The sequence below is a fragment of the Shinella sp. M27 genome (assembly GCF_049199905.1).
GTDB lineage: Bacteria > Pseudomonadota > Alphaproteobacteria > Rhizobiales > Rhizobiaceae > Shinella.
In genome coordinates this window covers 1-2,500 of record NZ_JBLZPK010000079.1, presented here as the reverse complement: position 1 = coordinate 2,500, position 2,500 = coordinate 1, and the positions used below count along the sequence as shown (strand labels likewise).

At 54.2% G+C, this 2,500-nt stretch carries 1 tRNA gene and 2 rRNA genes (1 of these 3 cut by a window edge); all 3 read left to right on the top strand.

The features are described from left to right. Nucleotides 1-1,941, top strand: a 23S ribosomal RNA gene (locus tag ACOZK4_RS27140) (it extends 855 nt beyond the left edge of the window). A gap of 122 nt (nt 1,942-2,063) precedes the next feature. Beyond that, nucleotides 2,064-2,178 (top strand): 5S ribosomal RNA (gene rrf, locus ACOZK4_RS27135). Nucleotides 2,179-2,424: 246 nt separating this feature from the next. Beyond that, a tRNA-Met gene (locus tag ACOZK4_RS27130) sits at nt 2,425-2,498 on the top strand. Nucleotides 2,499-2,500 lie beyond the last annotated feature (2 nt).

The window sequence follows — 2,500 nt, the reverse complement described above, 5'->3', positions numbered from 1 at the left end:
AATCTATTTAGGTAGAGCGTCGACCGAATACCCCAGGGGGTAGAGCACTGGATGGGCTATGGGGACTCACCGTCTTACTGATCCTAACCAAACTCCGAATACCTGGGAGTACTAGTCGGCAGACACACGGCGGGTGCTAACGTCCGTCGTGAAAAGGGCAACAACCCTGACCTCCAGCTAAGGTCCCCAAGTCATGGCTAAGTGGGAAAGGATGTGAGGATCCCAAAACAACCAGGATGTTGGCTTAGAAGCAGCCATCATTTAAAGAAAGCGTAACAGCTCACTGGTCTAAATAAGGGTCTTTGCGCCGAAAATGTAACGGGGCTAAAGCCATGCACCGAAGCTGAGGATTGGACGCAAGTCCAGTGGTAGCGGAGCGTTCCGTAAGCCTGTGAAGGGAGACCCGTGAGGGCTCCTGGAGGTATCGGAAGTGCGAATGTTGACATGAGTAACGATAAAGAGGGTGAGAGACCCTCTCGCCGAAAGACCAAGGGTTCCTGCTTAAAGTTAATCTGAGCAGGGTTAGCCGGCCCCTAAGGCGAGGCGGAAACGCGTAGTCGATGGGAACCACGTTAATATTCGTGGGCCTGGTGGTAGTGACGGATTGCGTAACTTGTTCAGACTTATTGGATTGTCTGGGCGGGGAAGCGGTTCCAGGAAATAGCTCCACCGTATAGACCGTACCCGAAACCGACACAGGTGGTCAGGTAGAGTATACCAAGGCGCTTGAGAGAACTCTGCTGAAGGAACTCGGCAAATTGCACGCGTAACTTCGGAAGAAGCGTGACCCCATTGCACGCAAGTGTATTGGGGTGGCACAGACCAGGGGGTAGCGACTGTTTATCAAAAACACAGGGCTCTGCGAAGTCGCAAGACGACGTATAGGGTCTGACGCCTGCCCGGTGCTGGAAGGTTAAGAGGAGAGGTGCAAGCTTTGAATCGAAGCCCCAGTAAACGGCGGCCGTAACTATAACGGTCCTAAGGTAGCGAAATTCCTTGTCGGGTAAGTTCCGACCTGCACGAATGGCGTAACGACTTCCCCGCTGTCTCCAGCAGAGACTCAGTGAAATTGAATTCCCCGTGAAGATGCGGGGTTCCTGCGGTTAGACGGAAAGACCCCGTGCACCTTTACTATAGCTTTACACTGGCATTCGTGTCGGCATGTGTAGGATAGGTGGTAGGCTTTGAAGCAGGGACGCCAGTTCTTGTGGAGCCATCCTTGAAATACCACCCTTATCGTCATGGATGTCTAACCGCGGCCCGTCATCCGGGTCCGGGACAGTGTATGGTGGGTAGTTTGACTGGGGCGGTCGCCTCCGAAAGAGTAACGGAGGCGCGCGATGGTGGGCTCAGACCGGTCGGAAATCGGTCGTCGAGTGCAATGGCATAAGCCCGCCTGACTGCGAGACTGACAAGTCGAGCAGAGACGAAAGTCGGTCATAGTGATCCGGTGGTCCCGCGTGGAAGGGCCATCGCTCAACGGATAAAAGGTACGCCGGGGATAACAGGCTGATGACCCCCAAGAGTCCATATCGACGGGGTTGTTTGGCACCTCGATGTCGGCTCATCGCATCCTGGGGCTGGAGCAGGTCCCAAGGGTTTGGCTGTTCGCCAATTAAAGCGGTACGTGAGCTGGGTTCAGAACGTCGTGAGACAGTTCGGTCCCTATCTGCCGTGGGTGTAGGAATATTGACAGGATCTGTCCCTAGTACGAGAGGACCGGGATGGACATATCTCTGGTGGACCTGTTGTCGTGCCAACGGCATAGCAGGGTAGCTATATATGGAATGGATAACCGCTGAAGGCATCTAAGCGGGAAACCAACCTGAAAACGAGTATTCCCTTGAGAGCCGTGGAAGACGACCACGTTGATAGGCCGGGTGTGGAAGTGCAGCAATGCATGAAGCTTACCGGTACTAATAGCTCGATTGGCTTGATCGTTCTCATTGTTCATGCTCATCAACCCTCAAAGGGTTGGATGAAGCCAAGACGTGTTCACAAAATAAGACAAACGAGGAAGTCTCCTTCCTCTACCAGCTTCTCATCACATTGCCCTTAGCCGACCTGGTGGTTATGGCGGGGTGGCCGCACCCGTTCCCATTCCGAACACGGCCGTGAAACGCCCCAGCGCCAATGGTACTTCGTCTTAAGACGCGGGAGAGTAGGTCGCTGCCAGGTCTGCTAAAGGCAATGTGAACAGGGTTTTACCGTAAGGTAAAATACCCACAGCGATCTTCTCGACACACATTCGGCCCTGCCGAAACCAAAGGGCCGCTCAAAGCGGCCTTTATGCTTTCTAAGCCTCGGATGTGAGTTCTTCGCATCCAACGGTATTTTGCCTCCGGCAAAAACCGGACCGGAAATACGATCTTTGCCGTCGGCAAAAATCGGTCGGTATTTTGCCTTACGGCAAAAACCGGATGGCGCGGGGTGGAGCAGCCCGGTAGCTCGTCAGGCTCATAACCTGAAGGCCGCAGGTTCAAATCCTGCCCCCGCAACC